Origin of the sequence: Lacisediminihabitans profunda, assembly GCF_008040105.1 — a bacterium.
Lineage (GTDB): Bacteria > Actinomycetota > Actinomycetes > Actinomycetales > Microbacteriaceae > Lacisediminihabitans > Lacisediminihabitans profunda.
Genome location: NZ_VRMG01000093.1, coordinates 1 through 310, shown reverse-complemented (window position 1 = coordinate 310; position 310 = coordinate 1). Strand labels below are relative to the sequence as shown.

1 protein-coding gene is annotated in these 310 nt (G+C 69.0%); it reads right to left on the bottom strand.

What is annotated here, in order from left to right; translation table 11 throughout:
• Window positions 1-310, bottom strand: a 310-nt coding sequence (locus FVP33_RS19195; protein ID WP_147785272.1) for a GAF domain-containing protein, incomplete at both ends; no start/stop codon positions are given.

The following is a 310-nucleotide window of genomic DNA, read 5'->3' as shown; positions in this document are numbered from 1 at the left end:
GGCCGTTCATCCATTCCCCCTGCGCCTGCCGGTCGGGGGCGCGAAGCAGTGCCGCGTCCGCCCGTGAGAACTTGCGCGGCCGTGTGTCGGCAATGCAGAGCGCCCCGAGTCGCTGCCCGTCCCTGGTCTCGATGGCCACGGCGGCGTAGAAGCGCGCCTTCGGCCCCCCGACGACGAACGGATGCGTCTTGAACACCGGGTCTGCCGCGGTGTCCTCGATCGTGAACTGGTCTGTGCGTGCGATCGTGGGGCTGCAGAACGAGAGGGCGCGTGGCACTTCGACCGGCGGCAGCCCGATGACGGATTTGAA